The 25,073-nt window shown below is 63.2% G+C and carries 20 protein-coding genes and 1 pseudogene; 14 read left to right on the plus strand and 7 right to left on the minus strand.

The window, feature by feature from the left end; all coding sequences use genetic code 11:
* Positions 1–57 precede the first annotated feature (57 nt).
* From R4P47_RS04885 to R4P47_RS04945, 13 genes and pseudogenes are all read left to right on the plus strand, one after another.
* Positions 58–912 carry a hypothetical protein gene (locus tag R4P47_RS04885; protein ID WP_149405660.1) on the plus strand — a complete coding sequence of 285 codons (855 nt, stop codon included), beginning with the start codon at positions 58–60 and terminating at the stop codon, positions 910–912.
* A 132-nt stretch (positions 913–1,044) separates the two neighbouring features.
* On the plus strand, positions 1,045–1,386 hold the full coding sequence (rplS, locus tag R4P47_RS04890; protein ID WP_032378188.1) for a 50S ribosomal protein L19: 342 nt from the start codon (positions 1,045–1,047) through the stop codon (positions 1,384–1,386).
* 184 nt (positions 1,387–1,570) lie between these two features.
* A complete protein-coding gene (gene lepB / locus R4P47_RS04895) occupies positions 1,571–2,347 on the plus strand; it encodes a signal peptidase I (RefSeq protein ID WP_317784159.1) in 777 nt (258 codons plus the stop codon).
* A complete protein-coding gene (locus R4P47_RS04900; protein ID WP_269593619.1) occupies positions 2,344–3,105 on the plus strand; it encodes a ribonuclease HII in 762 nt (253 codons plus the stop codon). The genes lepB and R4P47_RS04900 overlap by 4 nt, the downstream gene beginning before the upstream one ends.
* Before the next feature lie 37 nt (positions 3,106–3,142).
* Complete coding sequence (locus R4P47_RS04905; protein WP_008717288.1) at positions 3,143–3,448, plus strand: DUF2469 domain-containing protein; 306 nt, start codon at positions 3,143–3,145, stop codon at positions 3,446–3,448.
* A gap of 411 nt (positions 3,449–3,859) precedes the next feature.
* A complete protein-coding gene (locus R4P47_RS04910; RefSeq protein ID WP_068049609.1) occupies positions 3,860–4,204 on the plus strand; it encodes a histone-like nucleoid-structuring protein Lsr2 in 345 nt (114 codons plus the stop codon).
* Between the two features lie 359 nt (positions 4,205–4,563).
* Positions 4,564–4,920: a YraN family protein gene (locus R4P47_RS04915; protein WP_149405567.1), complete on the plus strand. Its 357-nt coding sequence runs from the start codon at positions 4,564–4,566 to the stop codon at positions 4,918–4,920.
* Positions 4,920–6,425, plus strand: coding sequence for a YifB family Mg chelatase-like AAA ATPase (locus R4P47_RS04920; RefSeq protein WP_300523295.1), 1,506 nt, complete (start codon positions 4,920–4,922; stop codon positions 6,423–6,425). Before R4P47_RS04915 ends, R4P47_RS04920 begins: the two co-directional genes overlap by 1 nt.
* A pseudogene (locus R4P47_RS04925) lies at positions 6,422–6,892 on the plus strand (DNA-processing protein DprA); the annotation flags it as partial. The gene R4P47_RS04920 and the pseudogene R4P47_RS04925, both read left to right, overlap by 4 nt.
* Before the next feature lie 59 nt (positions 6,893–6,951).
* Positions 6,952–8,403, plus strand: a complete 1,452-nt coding sequence (locus R4P47_RS04930; protein ID WP_317784160.1) for a site-specific integrase — start codon at positions 6,952–6,954, stop codon at positions 8,401–8,403.
* Positions 8,404–8,486: 83 nt separating this feature from the next.
* Positions 8,487–10,322, plus strand: a complete 1,836-nt coding sequence (locus R4P47_RS04935) for a hypothetical protein (RefSeq protein WP_317784161.1) — start codon at positions 8,487–8,489, stop codon at positions 10,320–10,322.
* A complete protein-coding gene (locus R4P47_RS04940) occupies positions 10,319–12,469 on the plus strand; it encodes a hypothetical protein (protein ID WP_317784162.1) in 2,151 nt (716 codons plus the stop codon). Before R4P47_RS04935 ends, R4P47_RS04940 begins: the two co-directional genes overlap by 4 nt.
* A gap of 98 nt (positions 12,470–12,567) precedes the next feature.
* Positions 12,568–12,903, plus strand: coding sequence for a hypothetical protein (locus R4P47_RS04945; RefSeq protein ID WP_317784163.1), 336 nt, complete (start codon positions 12,568–12,570; stop codon positions 12,901–12,903).
* A 300-nt stretch (positions 12,904–13,203) separates the two neighbouring features.
* Here the strand turns inward: R4P47_RS04945 and R4P47_RS04950 are convergent, their stop codons facing one another.
* From R4P47_RS04950 to R4P47_RS04980, 7 genes are all read right to left on the minus strand, one after another.
* Positions 13,204–13,593, minus strand: a complete 390-nt coding sequence (locus tag R4P47_RS04950) for a hypothetical protein (protein ID WP_317784164.1) — start codon at positions 13,591–13,593, stop codon at positions 13,204–13,206.
* 147 nt (positions 13,594–13,740) lie between these two features.
* Complete coding sequence (locus R4P47_RS04955) at positions 13,741–16,290, minus strand: class I SAM-dependent DNA methyltransferase (protein WP_317784165.1); 2,550 nt, start codon at positions 16,288–16,290, stop codon at positions 13,741–13,743.
* A gap of 4 nt (positions 16,291–16,294) precedes the next feature.
* Positions 16,295–19,510, minus strand: coding sequence for a type I restriction endonuclease subunit R (locus tag R4P47_RS04960; protein WP_317784166.1), 3,216 nt, complete (start codon positions 19,508–19,510; stop codon positions 16,295–16,297).
* A 3-nt stretch (positions 19,511–19,513) separates the two neighbouring features.
* Positions 19,514–20,662: a restriction endonuclease subunit S gene (locus R4P47_RS04965; protein WP_317784292.1), complete on the minus strand. Its 1,149-nt coding sequence runs from the start codon at positions 20,660–20,662 to the stop codon at positions 19,514–19,516.
* Between the two features lie 35 nt (positions 20,663–20,697).
* On the minus strand, positions 20,698–22,704 hold the full coding sequence (locus R4P47_RS04970; protein ID WP_317784167.1) for a class I SAM-dependent DNA methyltransferase: 2,007 nt from the start codon (positions 22,702–22,704) through the stop codon (positions 20,698–20,700).
* A 376-nt stretch (positions 22,705–23,080) separates the two neighbouring features.
* On the minus strand, positions 23,081–23,386 hold the full coding sequence (locus tag R4P47_RS04975; RefSeq protein ID WP_317784168.1) for a hypothetical protein: 306 nt from the start codon (positions 23,384–23,386) through the stop codon (positions 23,081–23,083).
* 159 nt (positions 23,387–23,545) lie between these two features.
* Positions 23,546–24,433 carry a hypothetical protein gene (locus tag R4P47_RS04980; RefSeq protein WP_317784169.1) on the minus strand — a complete coding sequence of 296 codons (888 nt, stop codon included), beginning with the start codon at positions 24,431–24,433 and terminating at the stop codon, positions 23,546–23,548.
* A 99-nt stretch (positions 24,434–24,532) separates the two neighbouring features.
* On the opposite strand from R4P47_RS04980, the gene R4P47_RS04985 reads away from it, so the two are divergent.
* Positions 24,533–24,805: a helix-turn-helix transcriptional regulator gene (locus R4P47_RS04985; protein ID WP_317784170.1), complete on the plus strand. Its 273-nt coding sequence runs from the start codon at positions 24,533–24,535 to the stop codon at positions 24,803–24,805.
* Positions 24,806–25,073: the final 268 nt, after the last annotated feature.

Genomic DNA, 25,073 nt, shown 5'->3' on the forward strand with positions numbered 1-25,073 from the left:
TGATTCACCGGTCGTTCGGCCGTTCGGCAGGAAGGACGTGAGCCACACGTGAGGTGGTTGCAACACGGGGTCATCGATCACGGCCGCCTGCCGCTGCTGTGTTTCCTACTGGGGCTGTTGGTGGGGTTTCTGCTGATCCGACTCAGCGTCAGGATGATTCGCGCAGATGTGAAGTGGTGGCCGGGAAACATCACGCCCGGCGGTCAGCACATCCACCATGTCGTCTTCGGGATCGTGCTGATGCTGCTCGCGGGGATCGGCTTGATCGCGGTGTACGTCGACGGTTCCGAGTCGGTCGGGGCGGTGCTGGCAGCGGTCTTCGGTATCGGGGCTGCTCTCGTCCTCGACGAGTTCGCGTTGATCTTCTATCTCCGCGATGTCTACTGGTCCGAACAGGGGCGCACGTCGGTGGACGCCGTGTTCGCGGCAGTGGGATTCACCGGCCTGCTGCTGCTCGGCTTGCACCCTCTGGAGCTGCTCAGCCCGGCCGGCTTCCGGGCCGATCCCGACCCGTGGGTGCGCGGCACCCTGGCGGTGTTGGCCCTGGCCAATCTCGCGCTTGGTGTCGTGGTACTGCTCAAAGGAAAGATCTGGACCGGACTGCTCGGGCTGTTCGTCCTGCCGATCCTCGTTCTGGCCGCGGTGCGGTTGAGCAGGCCGAGTGCCCCGTGGGCGAGGTGGCGCTACACCACCAGGCCGAAGAAGATGGAACGCGCACTGCGCCGGGAGAAGCGGTGGCGACGGCCGATCATCCGGGCCAAGATCTATCTTCAGGACGCGATCGCAGGCAAGCCGAGCATCGTGCATGCACGTGAGGCCACCGAGCAGGAATTGGCGCGAACGGTATTGCCTGCGCCGATGCCGAGCGGGACGGCGGCGAGCCGAGAAGCGCCGATTTCGTCGAACGCCTGATGGTCTGGCACAATTGTCGGGTTGCCTCTAGCAGGCACGGACCTCACTCGGAGTACGAACCAGTCGAGCCGCTGTGTCAGCGAGCCGCTCGGTTCCTCTACTCATGCGCAGAACGCAAGGATGGCACAACCGATGAACACTCTGGACTTTCTCGACAATCAGTCGCTGCGTGGCGACATCCCCGATTTCCGTCCCGGCGACACGCTGAACGTGCACGTCAAGGTCATCGAAGGCTCGAAGGAGCGCATTCAGATCTTCAAGGGCGTCGTCATCCGACGTCAGGGCGGTGGCGTTCGCGAAACGTTCACGGTCCGCAAGGTCTCGTTCGGCGTCGGCGTCGAGCGCACCTTCCCGGTGCACAGCCCCAACATCGCTCAGTTCGAGGTCCTCACCCGCGGTGACGTCCGTCGCGCCAAGCTCTACTACCTCCGCGATCTGCGTGGCAAGGCCGCCAAGATCAAGGAAAAGCGCTGACCGGTTCCGCCCGGACACATCAGTTCACACCATGCCGCGTTGCCCGTCAGGGCGACGCGGCATGGTGCGTTCTGCCCGCGATCGACCCGCGTTCCACCCTGTCGACGGGCGGATCGAGAGCCGCGAACCGCCCATGCGCAGACCGTCCGGCCGTGCGGGCGACGGTTCCGGCTAACCTGATCACGTGACGCAGTCCCCACAGGATCCAACCGACGAGCCCGACGACGAGTCTTCACGGAAGAAGCGTCGGGAACGCAAGCCCCGATCGTTCTGGCGTGAGCTCCCCATTCTGATTCTGGTAGCGCTGGTACTGAGTTTTCTGCTCCAGACATTCGTCGCACGGGTGTATCTGATCCCGTCCGAATCGATGGAGCCGACCTTGCACGGCTGCACCGGTTGCACCGGTGACCGCATCGTGGTGGAGAAGATCGGATACCGGTTCGGCGACCCGAAGCCCGGCGACATCGTCGTCTTCCGTGGCCCGGATTCGTGGAACGACGAATTCGTGTCACAGCGGTCCGACAACTCGGTGATTCGTGGCGCACAGGAAGTCGGCTCGTTGATCGGAGTCGTCGCGCCCGACGAGAACGATCTGGTCAAGCGCGTCATCGCCACCGGCGGTCAGACCGTCGAATGTTGTGACGACCAGGGGCGAGTGCTCGTCGACGGACAGCCGTTGGACGAGCCGTACATCCAGATGGATTTCCCGTTCACCTCGGGAACGATGACGTGCGACACCGAACTGAAGTCCGGACGATGCTTCGACCCCGTCACCGTGCCGGAGGGCAACGTCTGGGTCATGGGTGACAACCGGAGCAACTCGCGAGATTCCCGGTATCACGTCACCGACGAGTTCACCGGAACCGTTCCCCTCGACAACGTGATCGGGAAGGCCGTGTTCATCGCGCTGCCGCCGTCACGAACCGGCATCCTGGATTCTCCCGACATCCAGGGTCGATGACGGCAACCCCGCGACGTGCGCCGCGTGCGCGCGCAACTCTGACTCGGTCGTCGTGGCCGCCGCGTCCGATCATCCGACGGGCGGCCGGATTGCGGACGATGGAATCGGCGTTGGAGCGGGGCGGACTCGGTCCGGTCGCAGGAGTCGACGAAGCGGGAAGAGGAGCCTGCGCCGGTCCGTTGACGGTCGCAGCGTGTGTTCTCGGGGCGCGCGCACATGCCGCCCTGGCGGATCTGGACGACTCGAAGAAGTTGACCGAGCGACGACGCGAAGAGCTCTTTCCCAAGATCCAGAGGCTGGCACTGGCATGGAGCGTGGTGTCGATCGATGCGGCCGAGGTCGACCGCATCGGGGTCCACGTGGCGAACATCGAAGGAATGCGACGCGCGGTTGCCGGGCTCGGCATGACCCCGGGCTACGTACTCACCGACGGCTTTCGAGTGCCCGGACTTCCGGTTCCGTCGCTACCGGTGATTGGCGGTGACGCCACCGCAGCGTGCATCGCCGCGGCGAGCGTGCTCGCGAAGGTCTCCCGGGACCGATTGATGGTGCAGTTGGACGACACGATTCCCGGCTACGGATTCGCCGTGCACAAGGGGTACAGCACCCGTGCTCACTCGGCCGCCATGACCGCTCTCGGGCCCAGCCGCGAGCATCGAATGTCCTATGCGAATGTCGCAGCGGCCGCCGCGGGGCTTTCTCCGGACGCCGTCGACGCCCTGGGGCGAATGGACTGCCGCGACGCCGGTACGCGATGATTGCTGTTCACGCCCGACTGGAGGATGAAAGAGACCGATGAGTGCCGAAGATCTCGAAAAGTACGAAACCGAGATGGAGCTCTCGCTGTATCGCGAGTATCGGGACATCGTGGGTCAGTTCAACTACGTCGTCGAAACCGAGCGGCGGTTCTATCTGGCGAACTCCGTCGAACTCATTCCGCACAACGCCGACGGTGAAATCTACTTCGAATTGCGAATGTCCGACTCGTGGGTGTGGGACATGTATCGCCCCGCCCGTTTCGTCAAGCATGTCCGAGTGATCACCTTCAAGGACGTCAACATCGAAGAGTTGGACAAACCAGATCTGCGTCTGCCGGAATAGCTCCTCGTCCGACGCTGGAGCGTGACGGAGTCGCCCTGAGCGTCGGATGTCGGAGCACCGTGCCGCGAACCACCCGATGCGGTGCGGTCGTGCTGTACCGATCGTTTTGCCACCCGAAAAATTGGACGCCCGGCCAAATCGGTCCGCATGTCCTGTTTCCGTGTTCGGTGTCACGGAAAGTTGTTCCCCGTCCAATGGTGCACGGCGGTTGAGATCGGGTTTCCCGTGTGAAATCGATTGCGCAACAAAGCTATTCGAATTGGTCGATTAGTCGCTCGAAATGCTGAACAATTTCTGCACCGATATTCGTCGATTCGACACGTCACGAAACGCCTGCAGTTCTTTGCGTGGATACGAGAATGGGTGGTAGAACTTGAATATCACATCCCCCAGACGTGTAAGAGGTACGAGATGGCACGCAAGACGCTTGTGCAGATGATCGACGATGTAGACGGATCGGTCATCAAAGACGGCCAAGGTGAATCCATCGAATTCGGCATCGGTGGAAACCAGTACCGCATCGATTTGAACCTCAAACATGCCAACGAATTGCACGAACAGTTGGCATTCTGGATCGAGCACGCCGAGAAGATTTCCGGACGCCGCACCCGTAAGGGCGGCGCTGCATCTGCACCGGCCCGCGGCAAGGTGGATCTGCAGGACATTCGAGCATGGGCCCGCGAGAACGGCCACGAGGTCAGTGCCCGCGGCCGTATAAGTCAGGATGTGCAGGCGGCCTACGAGGCTGCTCACTGATCGTCCTTCGCGAACCGAGGCTGGGTGTCTCGGCAGCACGTTTTGCGTATCGGCACTTTCGATGCCGGTATCGACACGCCGCATCAGCTCCGTCCGATTCTCTGAATCAGGACGGAGCTTTTTGCGTATCGAGTCCGCTTTCACCCGGCGGCTCGGACACGCTACGAGCCGTAGCACGGCGGTCCGACACAGTGGACTGATCGCCGCCGACAATCGGACCGTTCGTCCACAGTCGAGCAGTTGTCCACAGGGCAATTTCCCACCTGCACTTTCTTCGCTTCTCCTCCTTCGGGTCGTGTCACCGTCGAGACGACCGAATCGGCCGCAATGCACGGTCGGAGAGTGGAGGAATGGCGGACATGGCAACCAATCAGGAACTCGGTGCGCGCGGTGAGGAACTCGCGGTGCGCCATCTCGAGGACATCGGTCTCGAGGTGATCGAGCGGAACTGGCGGCATCGTTCCGGAGAACTCGACATCATTGCGCGCGAGGGCGAGACGGTGGTGTTCGTCGAAGTGAAGACTCGATCGGGAATCGGATACGGAACACCCGCCGAAGCGGTGACGTACACGAAACAGACTCGAATCAGAGGGCTGGCGCTGCGATGGCTTTCGCTGCAGCAGGGACCGTGGGTGCAGATCAGATTCGACGTGATCGCGATCGTGGTCGGTCGCAACGAGGAACCGGTCATCACGCACGTTCGGGCCGCGTTCTGATGCCACTCGGGAGAGCGCATTCGGTTGCGGTCAACGGGGTCGACGGTGTGCTGGTGGAAATCGAAGCCGATATCGGGCAGGGCCTACCCGGTACGCATCTTGTGGGTCTTCCCGATACTGCGCTGAACGAATCGCGTGACCGGGTCAAAGCCGCGGTGAAGAACTCGGGCGGTACCTGGCCGGACAGCCGGGTGATTCTCGCGCTGTCGCCCGCGACCCTGCCGAAGGGCGGATCTGTGTACGACCTTGCACTCGCGTTGTCGGTTCTCGATGCCGCGAAGGCGATTCCGCGCGGATGCCTGTCCGACACCGTGTTTCTGGGTGAATTGGCACTCGATGGGAGGCTGCGCGCAGTCCGTGGGGTCCTGCCCGGGGTGCTCGCTGTCAAGAGTGCGGGCTGGCAGCGGGTGGTCGTTCCGCTGCAGTGTTTGCCCGAGGCGGGTCTGGTGGACGGGATCGAGGTGCTGGGTGCGGGTTCGCTCGGGGACGTGGTGGCCTGGCTTCGCGGTGAGCAGGCACTCGAATCACCCGTCCCGACCGAATGGCACGAGGAGATCTATCCGGACCTCAGTGATGTCGCCGGACAGGCGGATGCGCGATGGGCACTGGAGGTCGCCGCCGCAGGCGCACATCACATCATGTTGACCGGGCCACCGGGCATCGGAAAAACGATGCTGGCGCAACGCCTTCCGGGAATTCTGCCGCCGCTGACCGAATCCGAAGCGCTCGAAGTGACAGCCATCCACTCGGTGGCGGGTCTGTTGACCACCGCGCGGCCGCTCATCACGTCACCGCCGTTCATCGCGCCGCATCATTCGACCTCGGTGAGTGCCTTGGTCGGGGGCGGAACCGGAATGGCCAAACCGGGAGCGGTCAGCCGCGCACATCGCGGAGTCCTGTTTCTGGACGAGTGCGCCGAGATGAGTGTTCGGGTACTCGAGGCCTTGCGTACTCCGTTGGAAGACGGGGAGATTCGCATTGCCCGTCGTGACGGAGTGGCCAGGTATCCGGCCAGATTTCAGTTGGTTCTCGCCGCCAATCCGTGTCCGTGTGCGCCTGCGCGGCAGGTCGACTGCGTCTGCCCGCCCACAGCGCGACGCAAATATCTCGGCAAGCTGTCCGGGCCGTTGCTGGACCGCGTCGATCTGCGCATTCAGATGATGGGTGTCGCGACAGGTGCACTGGTCGACGAAGTGGGGGAGGGTACGAGCGAAATTCGCGCACGTGTGACCGGGGCCAGGGACGCCGCCGCGCAGCGGTGGCGAGAGTTCGGCTGGAGGACCAATGCGGAGGTTCCCGGACCCGCTCTGCGCCAACGATTTCGATTGGCGCGCTCGACGCTCGCTCCGGTCGAGCGCGCGTTGCGCAACGGATCGCTGACCGCGCGCGGCGCAGACCGAGCCATTCGGGTGGCGTGGACGCTGAACGATCTGGCCGGTGGTTCGGTCCCCGGTGCCGACGAGGTCGGAGCGGCACTCGATTTCCGTGACAGGGGAGTGGCATGACGCACGACGCGCGCCGTCTCGCCTGGGCGTATCTCTCTCGCGTGGCGCAGGGTCCGCATCGGCCGGTGGTCGATCATGCTGCCGCGCACGGTCCCGAAGCGACGGCACAAGCCGTGCGGGCGGGCAGGTTGGGGGAGCGGCTCGCGGTCCGCGCCCACATCGACACCGCTGCAGCAGATCTCGATCACATCGCTGCGCTCGGTGGTCGGTTGATCACGCCGGACGACGACGAGTGGCCGGCGTGGCGCTTCCTCGGATTCGACGGACCGGGCATGACCGCAGGGGTGGATACGTGTCCACCGATTGCGTTGTGGGCGCTGGGAACTCGGCCGGTGGCAACGATCACCGAGCGGTCGGTGTCCATCGTCGGGACACGCGCATCGAGTCCCTACGGTGATCATGTGACGGCGGAGATATCCGCCGATCTGGCGCTCGACGGCTGGACGGTCATCTCGGGAGCCGCCTTCGTTCTATAGCAAGGCACCTGTTGTTGCTAGTCTTCCAAGAACTTATGGGGTGAGTTGAGATGGCCGACAGGGTGTGGCGGGTCTTTCAGTACGACTTCGAGAGGCGCTGGCCTGATGTGCCGGCAAAACTTTGTGGCGACAGCCCGGATCTGGCGACATGGGCTCGGGAGTCAGGGATGCGGCATCGTCAGCGCTTCCTGATCGCGCCAACCGGATTTCCTGACCTGCGGGTGAACGCGTACTTAGCGTCACCGAGGATTCGGAGCCTTGCGGAGACTACACAGCGGGACTACGCGCATTCGCTGGCGTTGTGGCTGAACTTCCTAGATGTCACGGATCAGGTCTGGTGGGAAGCCGGTGAGGACGACGCCGAGGAATTCAAGTTCTGGCGGTTGACCGACCCACAGAACGAACAGCCCGTGGGAACCTCGACCTTCAGCAAGGACCTCGCCGCTTGCAAAAAGTTCTACACTTGGATTAGCGAAAGGTACCCAGTCATTGCCGACCCGTTCGCGCAGATCTCGTCCCCAATTGCGAAACGCGGGGCCGATGTGAAGTGGCTCGATCCTGCGGCAGTTGTACGGTGGCGGGACCTAGGATTGCGAGGGCGACTGCCGTCAGGTCGCCGGGACCGGTCGTGGCGGGGACGCAACGAACAGCGAGACGCAGCCTTCGTCGACGGCTTGTATGGCACGGGGCTACGACTGACTGAGTGGGCCAGCGTGGTGCTACCCGAGTTACCTCAGCTGGAGGTCGGGCGGGGTTATTACCGGTGCGAGCTGGCTGACATGTGCGCCAAGGGCGGAAATGGACATTCGTACTGGATTCCGCGTGCGGCGCTAGCCGAGCTTCGGGCTTACACGGAGGGGGTAAGGGCGCGGGTAGTGCGCGAGGCGCAGGCTGCAGGTCGTTACGAGCGGCTTCCCTGGATCCGGGTGGTGGCGGGGGAGCCCAGCCGTGTGTCCGTGACGATGCCAGATCGGGTAGCTGGGACGGCGACGCGTCCGTGGGCACTGATGCGGCCGGGTCAGCGGCGCGCGTTGTTTCGGTCCACGCCGGCGGGTCTGGAGCCATTGTGGCTGTGGCTGAACGAGGACGGGATGCCGCGGGATCCGCACGGATGGCATCACACATTCGAGGCGGCCAACCGCAGAATCAGCGGGCTAGGGCTGGACGGGTTCAGGTGCACCCCCCACATGTGTCGCCACAGCTTTGCGCTTCGCTGGTTCTCGATCGGCAAGCTGGTTCGTGGTCACCAGATGGCTCATTTGTCGAAAGACCAGACCGACGATTTCCGTGAACAGTTCGGCGACACCTGGCATCTGGTGCAGACAATGTTGGGACACAAGAGGGTGGAGACCACCAAAGATGTATATCTGGAGCCGTTTCGGCGGTTGGAGGTAGAGCAGCTGCTGGCTCATTCCGAGGGTTTTCCCGTGGCGCGGTTCATGGCAGAGGCATTCGCCTCGCACCCCCGTGTACGTACCGACCCGCTGGCGGGGGACTCGTGAGCCCGCGAGGCCGCAAAGCCACCTACCCCAACCGCGGTGGGTCCACGACGGACTGGGGCCTTATGCCTGGGGGTGGTCTAGTCGTGAGGTGCTTCTCACCGGACGGCAAAGAGCAGCGAGACTTCGATTTTGCCAACCTGACGGTGTCGCCACAGCTACAGGCGGCGCTGGCGGGCGCGTTCGCTCTACGCGTTGCACCGAAAAGGAGTTTGACCAGGCTGTCAGCGGTAGCTAATCCGTTCCGGGTTTCCCTGCGTTTCAGCCAATACCTGGCGCAGCTCGCCTGGCCGCCAACGCAGGTGGAGCATTTGGCGCCGGAGCACGTCGACGGCTTCCTGGCTTCGCGCTCGCTGCAAAACTCAACCCTTTATTCGGAGGCGCGGGAGATCAAGACAATGCTCTTGCTGGTCGAGGGAATCAAACCGGAGTTGGTAGTGAAGTGCCGGGAGCCGCTTCCGAAGCGGGTTCGGCTTGAGGAAAATCGAAAGCAGAGCTACAGCAGCCAGGAGTTCAAGCGGATCGCCGACGCGGCCCGATCGGATCTTCGGAACGCAGCTAAGCGGATTCGCGTCAACCGTGAGCTGCTGACGCGTTACCGGGCTAATGAGCTGACAGATCCGGATCGACGTTTGGAGCTGTTGGACTTCGTGGAATGCCACGGTGATGTCCCGCGCACGATCGGCCGAGATAAATGGACCGCGCATCGAGAAGTCCCGATGCCGTGGGTCAAGAAATTTGGCACGGTGGCCGACGTGGTTTCCGGTGCGCATCTGACTGTCCGCGAGGCCACAGCCGGGGTGATCCTTCTCGGCGCGATGACGGGGGAAAACCCGAGCGTGCTCCTGGATACCCCATCGACCCACCACCGGGCCGATGGCTTTGCCGGTGGGCCACGGACGGCGATCGTGGACGCGATCAAGCCGCGTCGGGGCCGAAAGGCCTACATGAACCTGGTGATCTCGCAGGTCCCGGACTGGATCAGTATCCCGGGGGAACCGTCTGAGCTCTCTGCGCGCGATGAGCTGCACACCCCATTTGGGGTTTATGCGTTGTTGCACGAGTTGACCGCAGCTTCGCAGCGTGTGACGGGTTCGGACAAGCTGTTTTTGGCCTACCACGTCAGGGGGCGTGCAGTAGGCGGAGACGGGCGAGGGCTTCGGCCGCTGGCCCCGGCCCACTCGTGGTACTCCACGGTGAGATGGTCGGAGGAGAAGAATCTGAGGGCAGATCCTGACCCAAGAGCTGCCGCCGCAGGCGAGGCCGCCGAGCCGAGAATTCTGCAGGCCAGGCTGGACAGGATCCGGCTGACCTATCTGGAGCTGCATCAAGTACCGGTCGCGCACACTGAGCAGACCCTTGCAAGCCACTACCTTGGTCGCAACCGCGGTAACTACGCGGAGTATCGGAAGGTGGTCGCCGATGCCCTGGCCGAGGAGGTCAATAAGGCTCGCGCTTACGGGCTCATGGCCACGTTCAGTGAGGCCGACCTCAAGGCCGCTCGCACTGACCCGAGCTCGGCAGCTCGCGACTTCGGCGTCGGTTCGGTCACCTTGAATAAGCTAATCGAAGGTCAGTTAGACACGGTGATGAACGGCTGCGTCGATAACGAGAACAGCCCGAAATCCCCATCCGGGCATCCCTGCCGCGCATCGTTCATGGCGTGCCTGGACTGTCCCTGCGCGAGGGCATTGCCCAGGCACCTGCCGATTCAGACACTCGTCCACGACACCCTCGGGGCCCGCCGATCGGAGATGACCCCGCTCACTTGGACGCGCCGCTTCGCGTTGCCGCACACACAATTGGCAGACCTCCTCCGCCAGCACGACAACGCCGACGTCGCGGAAGCGCGCGATGCAGTGACCGATACCGACCGGGCTATCGTTGCGCGGTTCCTCAACAGAGAGCTCGATCTACGATGAGCGGCACCGCACGCGAAGAGAATTTCTCAGTGCCGGTCGGGACTGAATGGCCAGGTCCGGACACGATCGTATTGCTTCACCGCGAGCTGGTGCCTGGCGTCGACATGGAAGTCCTGTCACGTTTCGCCCACGACCGGTGGTATCTCAATTCGGCAGTCTTCGAGGAGAATGCGCAGTCGGCTAGTCTGAACTTTGCCGCGATTCCGGCCCCGCTCCGTCTGATGGCTAAGCACTACTACTGGCAGCAGATCAACACCGACTCGCCGGCAGGCATGCGTTCGGCTCCGCCCGTCCAGACCTCGATCGCGTCGCTTCTTACCACATATCCGCAGTTCAAGTCTTTCATCCTCTGGCTGGACAACTGCGGTATCACCGCGCTGAACCAGGTCGATGCAGCAGTTTTGGACAATTATCTGATCCATCTGCTCGACAGCGAGACAATCACCCTTGGCCTCAAGTACCGGCGGGCCGCCGAAGTCCGCCGCCTGTGGTCTTACCGTGCCTTACTTCCCGAGCAGATGCGGCTTCCGGCGGTTCCGCCTTGGGGCGGTGACCCGACCAGGGAACTGTTCGGCCGCTCCAAGGCCGAGCGGGAGAACTTGACCCACCGAATCAGCGAGGCCACCATGCAGCCATTGCTGTCATGGGCGCTTCGTTTCGTCGAAGATTTTTCCGAGGACATCATCAACGCCCATACCGAATACCGCTTCCTGCACGACAGGAGCCGAAAACGGCGCCGCGCCCTGGGAACGCTAGAGCGGTCGCCCAACGGCCAAATCGAGCAGCGGATGGCGCTTTGGCTGGAGCATCTGCGTGCCTCTGAGCTGCCGCTGCCGGGCAAGCGCCAGCCTGACGGAAGTCTTGCCGTTCACTGGCCCCACGTCGGTAAAGTCCTGAACTGCACCGAGAACCGGACAATGGCGAACACTCCTGCGGGGAAAATGGCATTGGATTCGGGCATCCGCGTAACCGACGGTTGCTTTCTGGAGGTCCCAATCACTGGGACAATCGGAGGACAACGCTGGCGAAACGGTCCTATTGAGTTCGACGAGGCCAGGCGTCTGGGCAGGCTGTTGAGCACAGCGTGTTTCGTCGTGTTGTCCTACCTCAGCGGTGCTCGGCCGGGCGAGGTTCTCAACCTCCGTCGCGGCTGTGTCAGCTACGACTCGGTCACCGATCTGCACCTGCTGAGCGGGGTCTACTTCAAGAATGCGGTAGATGCGAACGGAAACAAGATTCCGGCCGGGGAACTACGCCCCGACCCCTGGGTGGTGGTAAGTACCGTCGCGGACGCCGTCGGTGTCCTCGAACGGTTGCACGGTCACGAATTGCTATTCCCAATTCAGATTTTGGTGCACCATCGGCAGCAAAATCTTCAGCGTAAGGGGCGGGCGCGTGTCAGTTCCGTGATCTCCCGTGATATGGCTGACTTCGTCGCCTGGTGTAACAGCATGGCCGGGCACCTCGGCGTCGATCCTATTCCAGCCGATCCCAACGGGCCTCTCAACCCTTCCCGGTTCCGCAGGACTTTGGCGTGGTACATCCGGCGCCGCCCGCGTGGGCTTGTCGCGGGCGCGATCCAGTACGGCCACGTCCACACTCGGCTGATCCAAGGCTATGCCGGCGATTACGACTCGGGGTTCTCCGATGACTACGCCTTCGAGGACTTCCTGGCCCGCATGGAGGAACTTGCCGAGGACAAGGAAGCTCTTGCTAGCGGCGAGAAGCTATCCGGGCCGGCAGCCGGCCCCTACCGCGATCGCGTGATCGCCGCGCACCGGAACTACGCCGGACATGTCCTGAAATCTGATCGAGAAGCACGAGAACTGATGGCCAATCCTCTGCTGAAGATCTTCCACGGGCACGGCATGACCTGCGTGTTCGATCCGCAGCAAGCGGCGTGTCAGTTGCGTGGCACCCGAGACGACCCGCTGGTCACCCCCGACGTCGACGACTGCCGACCGCGTTGCCCCAATATTGCCCGCACTGACAGGGATATCGACGTTGTTCGCGCCAGGCACGCGGAGCTCAGCGAGATCACCGGTGATGTCCTTGCTCCGCCAATCCGTCACCAGCGGGACCGACACGAGATGGACAGGCTTGAGTCGATCTTGAGCGCCCACGCGGACGCCGGAGTGGTGCAGTGACCGGAGATCCCGCACACGAAACGGACCCTGTTCGGAAAAAAATCATTGCCGCGATGCACCGCCTAACGGCGGGTCAACCGCTGCGATCGACCGGGCGGATGAGCGTGTCCCAACTTGCTGTCGAGGCCGACCTACCCCGCTGGCACCTCACCCACCAGCATGTCGACCTCAAAGAGCTATTCCAGGCACAGGTCAAGACTGCGCAGTCCACACCTGCGGCGTTTGCACGGGACCTCAGCGACTTCGAGAAGCTCAAAGCCCAGCACGCCAAGCTCATCGCGAGTTACGCCGAACTGGAAGCGCAGGTCGCGTTCTACGCAGCCGTGATCAACACGATGGCGCTGGAAAAGGCCGCCGCTCAACATAAGGCCCCACTCGCTGACCTGGGGGCGCGGCGTCAACGAGCCCCGAGACCGGCGGACGATCCAGGCTGACGCCCGGTTCTCGGACCTCGACGGATGGCCCCCACTCGGTACAGCGAAGCCCTCCGCGAGAAAAAGCCGTCGCGGCTGTCTCGTGTCTCGGTCACGCGAGAGGCAGGTTCGTAGCCTTCGGCATAACCTTGTCGCCGCCGACGGTCGTACCAATCACAGCGAGCGATTCAGACGCATGATCGGTCACCCACGTGGGCAGCCTGATCGAGCTTCCGCACAGTGTCGACGCGATCCGTTGGTCATTGCGCTATCGACAGTCGGTATCCTTTGTGGACAGAGGCGGTTCGATCGGGTCGCGGGTCACGTCGCCCACCGACGCGCGTCGGCGCGTGCGAGCTTGAGTATTGGCTCGATGGGGCGCCCTTCGGTGACCCATTGCGCTGCGCTGCGGTCGTCGAGGTCGGCGAGGGAACTGCGCAGCCAGGTTGCGCAGGTCCAGGCATCGGCTGCAGCACGCAACGTCGACCATAAGGTGAGCAGGTCCGGGTACACCGTGCCTGAGTCGGTGAACTGCCAGGTCGGATAGACCCATCCGCCGCCGTCGAGCCGGCAGGCGATCAGCGTGCCGGTGGACGATGCCTTCGCGACGGCCTGCCGGCTCACGCCCCACCACTGGGTCAGACCCGAGGTGTCGTAGAACGGGCCGACGAGCTGGTCGAAGCTACGAGCAGTCGGTAGGGCGGAGATCATAAGATGGCTCCCTTGAGGTCAGGTCGGCCGATGGAGTAGTTAGGCGGCTTCTCCGTTGTCGGGTATCCATTGCGGTACCTCACGTTCGCAGACGGCGATGGTCGCACCGGAAATTGTAGTCCGATATTGGGCTGTGAGGCTGTGCCCTTACGTCCCTCCATGACGGTCATCGGCGGCTGCGTCGGCGAGTCCCCCGAAATCCGAAAGGAGGCTATTCACGTCGTCCTGCAGTTCGCTCTCCGGCCCGTACTGGTAGCTGACCATGCGCACGCTGCGCCCCTCCGTCCGGTTGTAGAAATACGTGGTGAAATGGGCGCTGCTCGGCGCTGCGCGGAGCTGCACGAAGTGCCCTAGGCGCAGCGGCGACTGTGATCCATCTCGGACGAGGTAAAGCTCGTCTTCGAACATTTGCTCCCCCACAGCGAACTCCCGAGCCGCAAAGGGCGTCCGAGTCCCCAATGCGACTTCGGCGGTCTGGATGAGGCCGTCGCGACGGCGTTTGGCGCTGCCGGGGCGAACCAGCACGAGCTGCGACCAAACGTTCCCGAGGAGCCCGCGGAGCTCCCTGAGGTCCGAGTCGAGCGAGTCGACTTGCGTCCTCAACTCCTGCTCTGAGGTGTATCCCGTGTGGCCGGACCAACGGTTGCGCTTGCTGTTCAACTCCTTGAACTTGTTGACGACGTCTTTCGAGATCAGCCGCTCGATTCCGGCGCGGCCAAGTTCGGCGAACGCGCGGCGGATACGGGCCACGTCATCGGCGTCACCGTCCTCTAGCGCGCTGCGGAGGTACTTTGACGTTTTCTCGACGATCACCACCCAGGTACCAAACGAAGCCTTCTCGATGCCTAGGTGCTGCTCATGCAGGGTTTGACGGATAGCGGCCTCGGTTTCGCTGCTGCTGCCCGGATCGGTGCGGCTCGCGGAGAGCAGTACCGTCGCGTGGAAGGTCACGATCGCCTCCCAGGCGCGTAAATAGGCGCGCTGCTGTTCCCCCACCGACTGGGCGGACTCCGCGGTCCACAGTGCCGATGCGATCGGGTACGGCAGCTGGTCGAGCCAGGACGTCAACGAGTCGTCGAAAGCGGCGGCGACCTTGCTTACTACCTCGTCAGCGTCCTCCGGCGCTGACCAGATGCTCGCTCGTCTGGTGCCGAGGTCAGTCTGGAACGAGCTGAGCCGCCCATCCGCCGCCGCGAGGGCGAGCTGCACGCGGAGATCCGGGACCGGCAAGAGGAGCTCGTCGGCCCACCGCATCAATGAGTTGGGATCCGACCGCAGTATCTTAAGGTTGTGGCCCGAGCTTCCCTTGTCAATCGCATGGAGCCTACTGGCGACGCCCTGCTCCGAGTTGAGCCACGCCGCCATGAAGGGCGGGTGGATCGAGTCGTCGTCGAGATGGATCACCAGGACCCGCCCGCCGGCGTTCGTCTCGGATAGGTTCGTAGCGGCTATGCCACCCCCGCCGGTGGGCACGAACAACCGCCGCTCGTCCTGCTCGCTATTTGGATCGATTGCTATGCCGGGCTCTCCGGCGAGAAGACTGCTGAGTCGCCGGCTGGGCCAGCCTTTGGCAGCCATGTCTCGCAACAGCTCGCGCGAGTCGTCCTTAAAAACGTGACTGGGATCGAGGTCGACGGTCTCGCGCGGCTCCTCGATAAGCGAGACGCCGGAGTCTGGCCCATAGCGAGCATTTAGCAAGCCACCGTCGATCGCTGTGTCGTTGTACGTGGTGAGGCGCCACGAGAGCTGACGGCCCTCGCGTGTGGCGCGCGACAGCCGTGCGTCCCTTCGAGTGAACTGGCGAGTGCTGATGGTGCGGTTGCGCGGGCCCGGCTTCATCGTCCGCAGCCCGAATTCGAGCTCGTGGAACGCCTCAACCGGGATCGACCTGCGACCGTGCTCCGTAGTGAACATCGTCTGCAAGTCGGCGACCATCGCTTTACCCCGGGAGACGTCCCTGGCATTGTTCGAGAATGTAAGGAGGTAAAGGGGGATCTGCGTGTTCGGCGAAAGGCCGTCGGGGAGCCGAGTGACCGATTCCAGAAGGCCTTCGTCGAGTATCCGCTGCCGCACCGTAGCGGTTGTGCCGCCGGAGCTCAGAGCGCCCGGGTTCACCAATGCCGCGACACGTCCTCCGCCCTGCTCAGCCAGGTGAAGCTTCTCAAGGGCCAACGAGATGAACAGCCAGGTGCTGTCGGAGCTCTGCGGAAGACCGAACCGGAACTCACCGTTTGACTGGCGCGCTTTCACTTCCGAGGCCGAGCTACTCCAGTCCATTCCCCAAGGCGCGTCGACGATCACCAGGTCGGCGCTGAAGTCCTTGAAGGCATCGTGCGCCAGCGTGTCCGCTTGAGCGATTTCGGCGTCGTGGACCGCGTTGAATCGACGTCGGCCAGCGGACGCGGCGGCCTCGTTAATGTCCTGGCCGCGGTAGCGGGTCTCTACTCCAGCCGCCTGGAGCGCTTCGACCAGTAGGAAACCGGCGAACCCCAAGCCAGCCGCAGGGTCCCAGATCTCGACGGTCGTGAGACCCGGATCGAGGCGACTGAGCCCTCCGACGGCAAGGGCCCTCGCCAAGGACACACTTGTCGCATGGTCCAAGCCAACCGGGCCGCGGTCACCGTCGGTGTATGGCGCGGACTCGAAGTCTTGGAGCACCGCGCGAACTGCCGGGTGTGGAGCGCTCTTCGTCGCCATCGCCTTATTCGCTCTTGCCCGAATGGTCGTCGTCGAGATCCGTCGCATCCACCATCCGCATCCTGCGCGACTTGTACAGGTACTGCCCGATCAGTCGGACAAATTCGTCGGCACGCTCGTTCTCACCGGTCAGCGCACCGGTGAGCTTGCCAAACGCGCCTTCGTTCAGCACGGCAGCGTCGGTCAGCGTCTCGCGCAGCTCCCGCGAGGCCAGGAACTGGTCGACGGCGTTGTGGTCTATCTGGTCGGCGATGCGCTGGTCCTCCTCGGCCATGCCTGCGGCCGCGATGACGAAGCCCGCGATCTGCGGGTCGGCGAACTCCGCGCCAAAGAGCGAGTTGATGCGGGCGATAATGTCCGACAGCAACTCCTGCTGCGGATCGGGCCTGGACACTCCGGACCCGATGCCGGTTATGCCGGACAGCCCGGGCGTGTTCTGGTCGCCGGAGAGGCCGATGTCGGCCTTTCCCTGTTCGATCTGGCGGACGCGGCGCAGCTCAAGGCCGGACACGTCGGCGTCCGCTCCTGGGTCGTTGGAGGGGAGTAGCCGCACGAGCTGCCGAAGAAACTCGGCTAGCTTCTCCAGATTACTGGTGGCGTAGTCGACGACCTGCGACATGAAGTCGTACAGGCGTACGTAGGATCCGCAGTCCTTGCGGAAGGTCCGCAGCTCGTCTAGGCCCTGACTGTCCTGCTGGTCCGCCGCCTCGGCCCAGCGCTGCGCGAACTGGTCGCGGGCCGGGGTCACGGCAGCCGCCAGCGCCGCGTGCGACTGCGTCGGCGTCCACCACGCCTTCGCGTAACGCTCGACGTCCTCGATGGTGTAAATCCGCGCCTGGGCCAGTTTGGTCGCGAGCCGATGCACCAAGTTCGGGTCGGTCTCGGTCTCGATGTGGGCCTCGAGGTAGTAGGTGAGGAATGCTTCGCGGATCTCGGCCGGGTCGTTGACGAAGTCGAGCACGAATGTGCGATCTTTTTTCTCCCCTGACGGCGCTCGGTAGGTGCGGTTGAGCCGCGATAGCGTCTGGACGGCATGCACGTCCGGGAGTTTTTTGTCGACATACATAGCGCACAGCAGCGGCTGGTCGAAGCCGGTCTGAAACTTGTCGGCGACGAGCATCAGGCGATACTCGGGACGGCGGAACTCCCGCGCTAGGTCCGAGCCGAGACCGGGGTTCATCGACGCCTCGGTGACATCGGTCAGGCCGTACTCGTCGTCGCTGATCTTGTCGGAGAAGGCGACTATGGACTGGTAGTCGTAGCCCTTCTGCGCGAGGTACTTGTCGACCTCGACCTTGTACCGCACTGCGGCCTGGCGGGAGTCCGTGACGACCATCGCCTTGGCGTGGCCGTCGAGGAGCTGGGCAACGTTCGCGCGGAAGTGCTCGACGATGATCTCGACCTTTTGGCCGATGTTCGTCGGGTGCAGGTTCGCGAACCGCATGATCTTGCGGGCCGCGACCTTCGGGTCGACGAGGCGGTCGTCGCTGTCTGCCATGATGCCCGTGACGACGCCGTCCTCGCCGCGCTGCTCGATCTCGAACGCGGTCCGGTAAGTCTGGTAGCCGTGCAGCACGTCGAGGATGAAGCCTTCCTCGATCGCCTGCCGCATCGGGTAGACATCAAATGACACCGGCTTGCCGTCTTCGTCCTTGCGGCCGAACAGCACCTTCGTCTTCGTTTTCGGCGTGGCGGTGAAGGCGAGCAGCGACACGTTCCGAGCACCGGCTCTGGCCGCCGTCTCTGCGGCGATCTGCGCCTCGCGAGCGTCGTCGGCCTCGACGATCTCGTTCACGACGTCTTGGGAGTCGACTTCCTCGTCGGTTGCGACCTGACCGCCCTCGGTGAGGACCTTCTTCAGGTCCGATGCCGTTTTGCCGGACTGCGAAGTATGCGCTTCGTCAATGATTACGGCGAAGTTCTTGTCGCCCAGCGTCGTCTCCAAAAGGCCTTTGACATAGGGGAACGTTTGGATCGTGACGACGATGATGAGCGCCGAGCCGGTCAGCGCATCCAGTAGCGCGCGCGACTTCGAGCCACCGGATCGCCGCACAGCTGCCGAGTCGATAACGGCGACGGTGCCGACAGTGTCGTCGACCTGCTCGACGGCCTGCTGCAGCTGCGCGTCGAGTACGCGGCGGTCGGAGACGATGAGGACCTTGTCGAAGATCTTTTCGTAAGCAGCGTCGTGGAGCCGTGCTAGCCGGTGCGCGGTCCAGGCGATTGTGTTGGTCTTCCCCGACCCGGCCGAGTGCTCGATGAGGTAGCGCCTGCCGGGCTTCTCCTCGGCGATGGTCTCGACGAGCTTCGTCACCGCGCGCCATTGGTGGTAACGCGGGAACATCAGCGTCGTGGATCGCCTGATCTTGCCGGTAGCCGGATCCTCGTCGGCCTCGGTCTTAAGAAATATTTGCGAGCCGAGGATGGCCAGCCAGTTGTCGCGTTGTAGGACCCGCTCCCACAGGTAAGAAGTGGCGGCCCCGCTAGGGTTCTGCGGGTTGCCCGCAGCACCGGTGTCCTTGTGTCCGCGGTTGAAGGGCAGGAAGTAGGTCTTCTCTCCCGCGAGCTTGGTGGTCATGTGAACCTGGTCGTCGTCGACGGCGAAGTGCACTAGGGCACGGGTGCCAAATCCGAGCAACGGCTGCCCCGCAGGGTTCCGATCGTTGCGGTACTGACTGACCGCCGTGCGCCATTCTTGCTTGAAGAACGACTTGAGCTCGACTGTCGCCACGGGCAACCCGTTGACGAAGAGCACCAGATCGATCGACCGGTTGTCCCCACGCTTCGGCGAGAAATGCACCTGCCGGACGACACGCAGCCGCATCTTCCGGTAGTTCTCGGTGGTGGTCGGGTTCTGCGTGGTGGCCGGCTTGAATTGACACATCCGCAGATGCGCCGTCGCCCCGCGGGTGTGGGAAAACTTCCGACGCAGTACATTGAGCGTGCCGCCGCCCGAGCTCATCGGCGTGTCCAGCCGCGACACGAGCGACTCCAGCAGCGCCTCTCGGTCGGCCTGCTCTGCACCGGTTCCCACACGGACGACCTTCGCGTACTCCTCGGTCTGCGTCTCGTTCAGCCACCAGTGCACGTCCTCGGGCCAAATCGCCCGCTCGGCGTCGTAGCCGTCGTCGGTCTCGCTGTATCCCCAGCCGTTAGCGGCGAGATACTCGGCGATCTCGCGCTCGAACGCCTCCTCTCGGGTGCCGTCTGGTGCCGCCATGGTTCAGCTCGCCTTCCGTGCGGTGCGTACGTTGATTTGCCCGGTCACCGTTGCGGTGATCAGCGCCGAGCGGCGCTCCTTGGCGAGGGCGATGTGCTCCTCGGCCTTCGCGATCAGTGCATCGATGCGCGACGTCTGCTCGTGGTACTCGGTGACGAACGAATTCTGGCGCTCTATCGGCGGGAGCATCAGCGGGACTCGCGCAAAGGTTTTCCAGTTCCGAAAGTCGACGCTCCGCTGTCTCGTACTCGGGGCCTGCGTGCTGAGGAAGCCCGACGTGCCCATGTACCGGATAAGGAGCGCGAGGTATTCGGCATTGACGTCATTTCGGGAAGCACACACGTGGTAAACCGGTGAGCATTGGCCCTCGCTGTCGGAGATGCCGACAGCACCGGCGAACCCGTCGAGGGCATGAAACACGATGTCCCCAGGCATGACTCCCTGGTAGCCCGCCTCGGACGCTGACATCGTGTACCCGTCGGCTCGGCGGTTGGCGCGCAGCGTGACGACGCCGTCGCGGTAGGCTGTCACGACGCCTAATCCCGGCACTGGCCTGCGTTCGAGGCGAATCAGTGTCTGCCTAATGGTTGCGTTTCGCTTGCCAACGCTCGGTTGAAACTCAGCGTCGGCAATGGCGCTTCGTCGTTCCCGAAGCAGCTGGATGAACTCTCCCTGCTTGGCCACGAGCGCGTCTATCTGGGCCGTCTCGTCGTCCAGGTAGTCGGCAATAGCGCGCTGCTCATCGGGCGGCGGCACGTACACGTGGAGAGGCGCAATCTGGCCGACACCGATGCCAGGTTGGGCGGCGCTTGTTGAGTACTGACCAAGGTTCATCACCCGCAGAAGCGCGGCCAACCATCGCTCGTCGACGTTAGCCAAGGGTGTCGCGACGATCGCGTGCTCACTTGCCCAGAACTCACCATTGACAAGGTGCACGTTGCCGCAGAGTGCGCCCTGACGACCGATGAGCACATGCGTGCCGACATGTGTACGCCGCGAAGTGAACCCCCTCACCCCGTTAGCGCCATAGACGGCGTACTCGCCGGCCTGCTCGATGGCGTCGACGGTAATCGCGTCCCCTGCACGCATCGATCGAACCAGATGCTTCACCCGGGACCTGGTCCATCTCTCAGGAACGCGAAGCCCCGTCATCCAAGCGGCTTCGGCGGCCTGAAGACCACTGTCCGTCACGACTCAACCTCGCGCAGGAGCGTCATGATCTCGCCGACGACCCGCTCAAGGTCGGCATCGATCTCCTCAAGGGGCCTGGGCGGCTCGTAGGTATAAAAATGCCTCGTGAACGGGATCTCGTAGCCGGTGTTCGTCTTCGACCAGTCGATCCACGCGTCGTCGACGTGCGGCTTCACCTCGGCGTCGAAGTATGCCTGCACCGTCTGCTTGAGCGCCTCGTGCGACTGCGGGTGGTCGCGCCATCCGAACGGCACGTTCTCGGTGTCGCGGAGCGCGGCGTCTGGCTCCGGCTTGCCCCTATTCACACCGGATGCATGAACGCAGATGTCGGCGGACTCGTCGTGGACGCCGATGGTCAACCACAACGTCTTGCGCTGCGGGGCGGTCAGTCGAAGTCCCCGGTCGCCGAGGTGCTTGCCGAGCTCCCGGTTGAACTTCTCCCGGTTCAAGTACGGTTCGTCGCCGAACGACTCAAGAGCCAGGATTAGGCCCTCGATCTTCCCGAGCGTCCTGTGCTCGGCCACGGCGCTGATCGTCTGCGAGGTGCACACGAACCGGAGCCGGAGGGGGCGCTCGATGGTGACGGTCCAGTACGCGAAGTCGAGGTTGTTGAACACCTTCACCGGCACCTTGGCGTCGTCGTCCTCGGTGCTGGCGAAGGCGCGCACGATCGCATCTCGGCCATTCTCGGCGATCTCGACGCGCTTGGAGCCGATGGATTTTCTCAGCTTCGACCCGAGCCCGGTGGCGTCGATGAGCTGCACCCTGCCCTCGCGCTCGGCGGGCTTCGCGTTCGACAGGATCCAAAGGTATGTGGCGATGCCAGTGTTGTAGAACATGTCGTTGGGCAGGGCGACGATGGCCTCGACGAGATCTTCCTCGAGCACGTGACCGCGAATGTCGGACGGCCCAGAGCCCGCTCCGCCGTTGGACAGCGGCGAGCCGTTGAGGACGATGCCGACCTTGCCGCCGCGGCCGCTGTGGTCCACGTCGCGCATCTTCGAGGCGACGTGCAGCAGGAACAGCATGGCCGCGTCGCCGACGCCCGGGAGCCCGGGCGCGAAGCGCCCCCGTCCTCCGCGCGCGTGCTCGTTTTTCACGTCGGACTCGACTGCCTTCCAGTCCGTCCCGAACGGTGGGTTAGAGAGCACGTAGTCAAAGCGCCGGTCCTCGAACTTGTCGACGACGAGCGTGTCGCCCTGCCGGACGTTGGATGGGTCCTGCCCCTTGATGAGTAGGTCAGCCTTGCAGATCGCGTAAGTGCGCGGGTTGATTTCCTGGCCGAACAGCGCTGTGGACGCGTCCGGGTTGAGCGCGTGCAGGTGCTCGTCTGCGACGGTGAGCATGCCGCCGGTGCCGACGGTCGGGTCGTAGATCGAGCGGACGGTGCCGCGGTCTCGCAGCGCCTCGGTGTCCTCGGCATACACGAGGTCGACCAGGAGTCGCACGACGTCGCGGGGCGTGTAGAACTGGCCGGCACCGTCGTTGGCGGACTCGGCGAATCGGTAGATGAGGTTCTCGAACAGGTCGCCCATGTCGGCGTTCGAGACTGTGTCGGGGGACAGGTCGATCCTGGCGAAGTGGCGAGCGACCTGCGCGAGCCTGTCGCGCTCGTCAAGCGCGCGGATCACGTTCTCGAAACCGAAGGATCTGAACACGTCGAGGTTCGAGGAAAACCCGCCGACGTAGTCGATCAGGTTTTCAGCCAGGTTGTCAGGGTCCTGCAGCGCTTTCTTCAGCGTGTACGCACTGGTGGTCCAGAACGACAGCCCGGCGCTGTCCTCGGTGCGGGTGGCGACCTTCAGATGCGTACGGCGCTGCTGCTCGCCGGGGTACTCAGCGACGATCTCGGCCATGGCGTCGCGGTGCAGTCCCATGACGCACTCCAGGCGGCGCAACACCGTGAACGGCAGGATTACCGAGCCGTACTCGGCCTCGGCGTAAGGGCCCCGCAGGGTGTCGGCGACACTCCACACAAAGCTGGACAGGACAGACAAAGGCACTCCAAATCAGCAGCGGTACTTTGGTCTCATCGATCCATCACCGACGGACCAAAAGCTCGCCTCGAACACTAGTTGTCGGCACCTACTTCGTGGCGAAGTCGACCTGCCGTGTCGGGTGTACCTCGTCGATGCGACGACGCACGTACCGGCGATGCAGCAATCGGACTGCGACCTTAGTCCTGACCCCAAGAGCGCTACCTGGACTCGCTAGCTCGACGGCTGTTTGTGCTTGCAGGTTAAATTATCTCGATCTGACGGCCACAGCGTAAGAGTTCTGTCGCGCGTTGGATAAGATTCTCCGCGTCTGGAGCGCCGGCGGTTCCCACGCGACAACCGGGCCGTGGCAAGAGCCAGCCTTTGCTGGCAACCGTTCGTATCAAAATTCTCGGACTCCCCAGTTCGGCGGCCAGCCATGGATGCCCTCAGATGAGTTCGCTTCGAATCCCGGCAAAGCAACGATGCCGCGAGCCGTCGCGGCATCGACCAAACCACGCGCAGAGTCCACGCACCAGTGATCGGTGATGGCAATCAGGCTGATGTCCAGCACCTGGCATTCATCGCGGAGCGCCTCGTTGTAATCCTCCTCGTTCGCGAAGAAGTTCGTCGGGGCGTTCCGGCCCTCGTACGCGTAGGGATTCACCTGTAGAGCCGCACGAATCCAATGCGTACCGTCGCTGGTCACCTGTCCTCGACCTCGTTCCTTGCGTTGCCGCCGCGGACGATCTGTCTCCCGGCGCTTCGGATGCGAACACGCTAGAGGCCGTGACACATCGCTCATGCGAAAGTCGGCCCGGCGGTCGCCCGACCCGACCTCGTCAACGACTCGAGCAGCTTATGCCAGCTATTTTTGTTTCGAACTTTTCTGACGACCGGCCGATCGTCGTGCCGTCTGTGCCTTGGCTTGCGCCCCGCGGCGGATTTCTCCGTTCTCGATTCTGATCCACTCTTGGGTGAGTAGCCATCTCGATTGAGCTTGCGCATCGGTGCCGCTCGCAAAGATGCATAGGTCGCGTTCATTCTTGGTGAGGCTTGCGAGTTGGCTCCAGGTGGGGCTCCGGTGATGTCGGAACCTGAATTCACCGATGAACCGTCCAACTTGTTGACCGATTTTGTACGAACTTTGTCGACGTTTCTTTCCGCAGAGGAAGGCAAAGTGGGTTGGCCCGGCACAGAGCGACCGTCGGCTCTGGTTCGAGACGAGCCAACCTGTGCGGTGGAGTTCCGCGCACAGCATCGATCGCAGCTGAGGGTTGGTCGTATGGGCGAGGTTGTTCGATTGCGAGAACGCGACGACTGTTTCCGCTGCGAAGGCTTCGCTTCGCAGTGGGCCGCGACTGTTGTCGACCCAAAACTGTTCTACTGCGGTCGATATGACCGGGCCGAATGCATCGATGTGCTCATACCAATGGTCAGCGGAGACCTTAAATGCTTCGTCTGCAGCCTGCATTGACACGGGTGTTCTCGTTTCAGACTGCTTCAGGTGCGCGCGGACGGATCGAGGTGTGGGAACCTGACCAGCCCGAAGTAGCGAGACGACAATTGCTTCTTCTGCCGTATCTGGATCGGGTGCCGACAAAGCCTCGCGGCCAGAACCGTAGGCATGTGGCGCGAACGCTCGGGCCAGAACTGCGATGATCCGTGGTTCTGTAGGTATTCCGACTCTCTTAAGCCACTGCTGAGCCTCAGAGTTGGCCTGCCAGGCGGTATCCCCATCATTGTCGGCGCGCACTGGTCTACCTCCTGGAAGCGGTCACCGCAGTCTTCGATGACCGCATAAAGAACTACTAGTAGGGCAGACTTATTTATACCGAATTGACGTACTTGTCGAGTGCCCACGCGACCGAGTCAGACAGATCCCGCGCGTGCGCGCCGATGGGATGAATATCGAGGACAGGTTGGAGCCCGTATCCGCCAACTTCGGATCGAGCAAGGCTTGACGCAGGAGGCACTCGCGCTCGAATCAGGCGTCACTCGTAACGTGCTCATACATGTCGAGCACGGAAGACGCGGGCTGCTGTACGAGCGGCTGTTCGATATTGCTGAAGTGCTTGGTGTTCCCGCCGGCTCCTTGCTCGACGAACGCGAACAGGACTCGACGTAGCTCAATATCCCTATCGAGACGTAAGACTGTGTAAGCAGGAGGCTTGCACAAAACCCGTTTCTAACGCACCGGCGGACAGGGGCAGATACGGCCGTTCGCGATGCCCGCCCCGATGACTCTGCGACCCCAAACTCACAGAATATTCGCCACACAAGGCGGCCCCAACAACGAAGACCGACTTCGCCGCCGTTGACTGGGGACGCGCACATCGCATTCGGAGCCGAGCAGGGCGTTGCCAAGCAGGCCGCCCGACGATCAGGAGAAGCGA

The organism is Rhodococcus sp. IEGM 1370 (assembly GCF_033142325.1).
In the GTDB taxonomy this organism is placed as follows: Bacteria; Actinomycetota; Actinomycetes; order Mycobacteriales; family Mycobacteriaceae; genus Rhodococcoides.

What these genes read in the sequence shown, in the direction of transcription:
- R4P47_RS04900 (WP_269593619.1), top strand. Translation starts at nt 2,344, where the DNA reads ATGACGGCAACCCCGCGACGTGCGCCGCGTGCGCGCGCAACTCTGACT.
- R4P47_RS04950 (WP_317784164.1), bottom strand. Translation starts at nt 13,593, where the DNA reads ATGATCTCCGCCCTACCGACTGCTCGTAGCTTCGACCAGCTCGTCGGC.
- R4P47_RS04915 (WP_149405567.1), top strand. Translation starts at nt 4,564, where the DNA reads ATGGCAACCAATCAGGAACTCGGTGCGCGCGGTGAGGAACTCGCGGTG.
- R4P47_RS04920 (WP_300523295.1), top strand. Translation starts at nt 4,920, where the DNA reads ATGCCACTCGGGAGAGCGCATTCGGTTGCGGTCAACGGGGTCGACGGT.
- R4P47_RS04930 (WP_317784160.1), top strand. Translation starts at nt 6,952, where the DNA reads ATGGCCGACAGGGTGTGGCGGGTCTTTCAGTACGACTTCGAGAGGCGC.
- R4P47_RS04965 (WP_317784292.1), bottom strand. Translation starts at nt 20,662, where the DNA reads ATGACGGGGCTTCGCGTTCCTGAGAGATGGACCAGGTCCCGGGTGAAG.
- rplS (WP_032378188.1), top strand. Translation starts at nt 1,045, where the DNA reads ATGAACACTCTGGACTTTCTCGACAATCAGTCGCTGCGTGGCGACATC.
- R4P47_RS04940 (WP_317784162.1), top strand. Translation starts at nt 10,319, where the DNA reads ATGAGCGGCACCGCACGCGAAGAGAATTTCTCAGTGCCGGTCGGGACT.
- R4P47_RS04960 (WP_317784166.1), bottom strand. Translation starts at nt 19,510, where the DNA reads ATGGCGGCACCAGACGGCACCCGAGAGGAGGCGTTCGAGCGCGAGATC.
- R4P47_RS04945 (WP_317784163.1), top strand. Translation starts at nt 12,568, where the DNA reads ATGAGCGTGTCCCAACTTGCTGTCGAGGCCGACCTACCCCGCTGGCAC.
- R4P47_RS04955 (WP_317784165.1), bottom strand. Translation starts at nt 16,290, where the DNA reads ATGGCGACGAAGAGCGCTCCACACCCGGCAGTTCGCGCGGTGCTCCAA.
- R4P47_RS04910 (WP_068049609.1), top strand. Translation starts at nt 3,860, where the DNA reads ATGGCACGCAAGACGCTTGTGCAGATGATCGACGATGTAGACGGATCG.
- R4P47_RS04905 (WP_008717288.1), top strand. Translation starts at nt 3,143, where the DNA reads ATGAGTGCCGAAGATCTCGAAAAGTACGAAACCGAGATGGAGCTCTCG.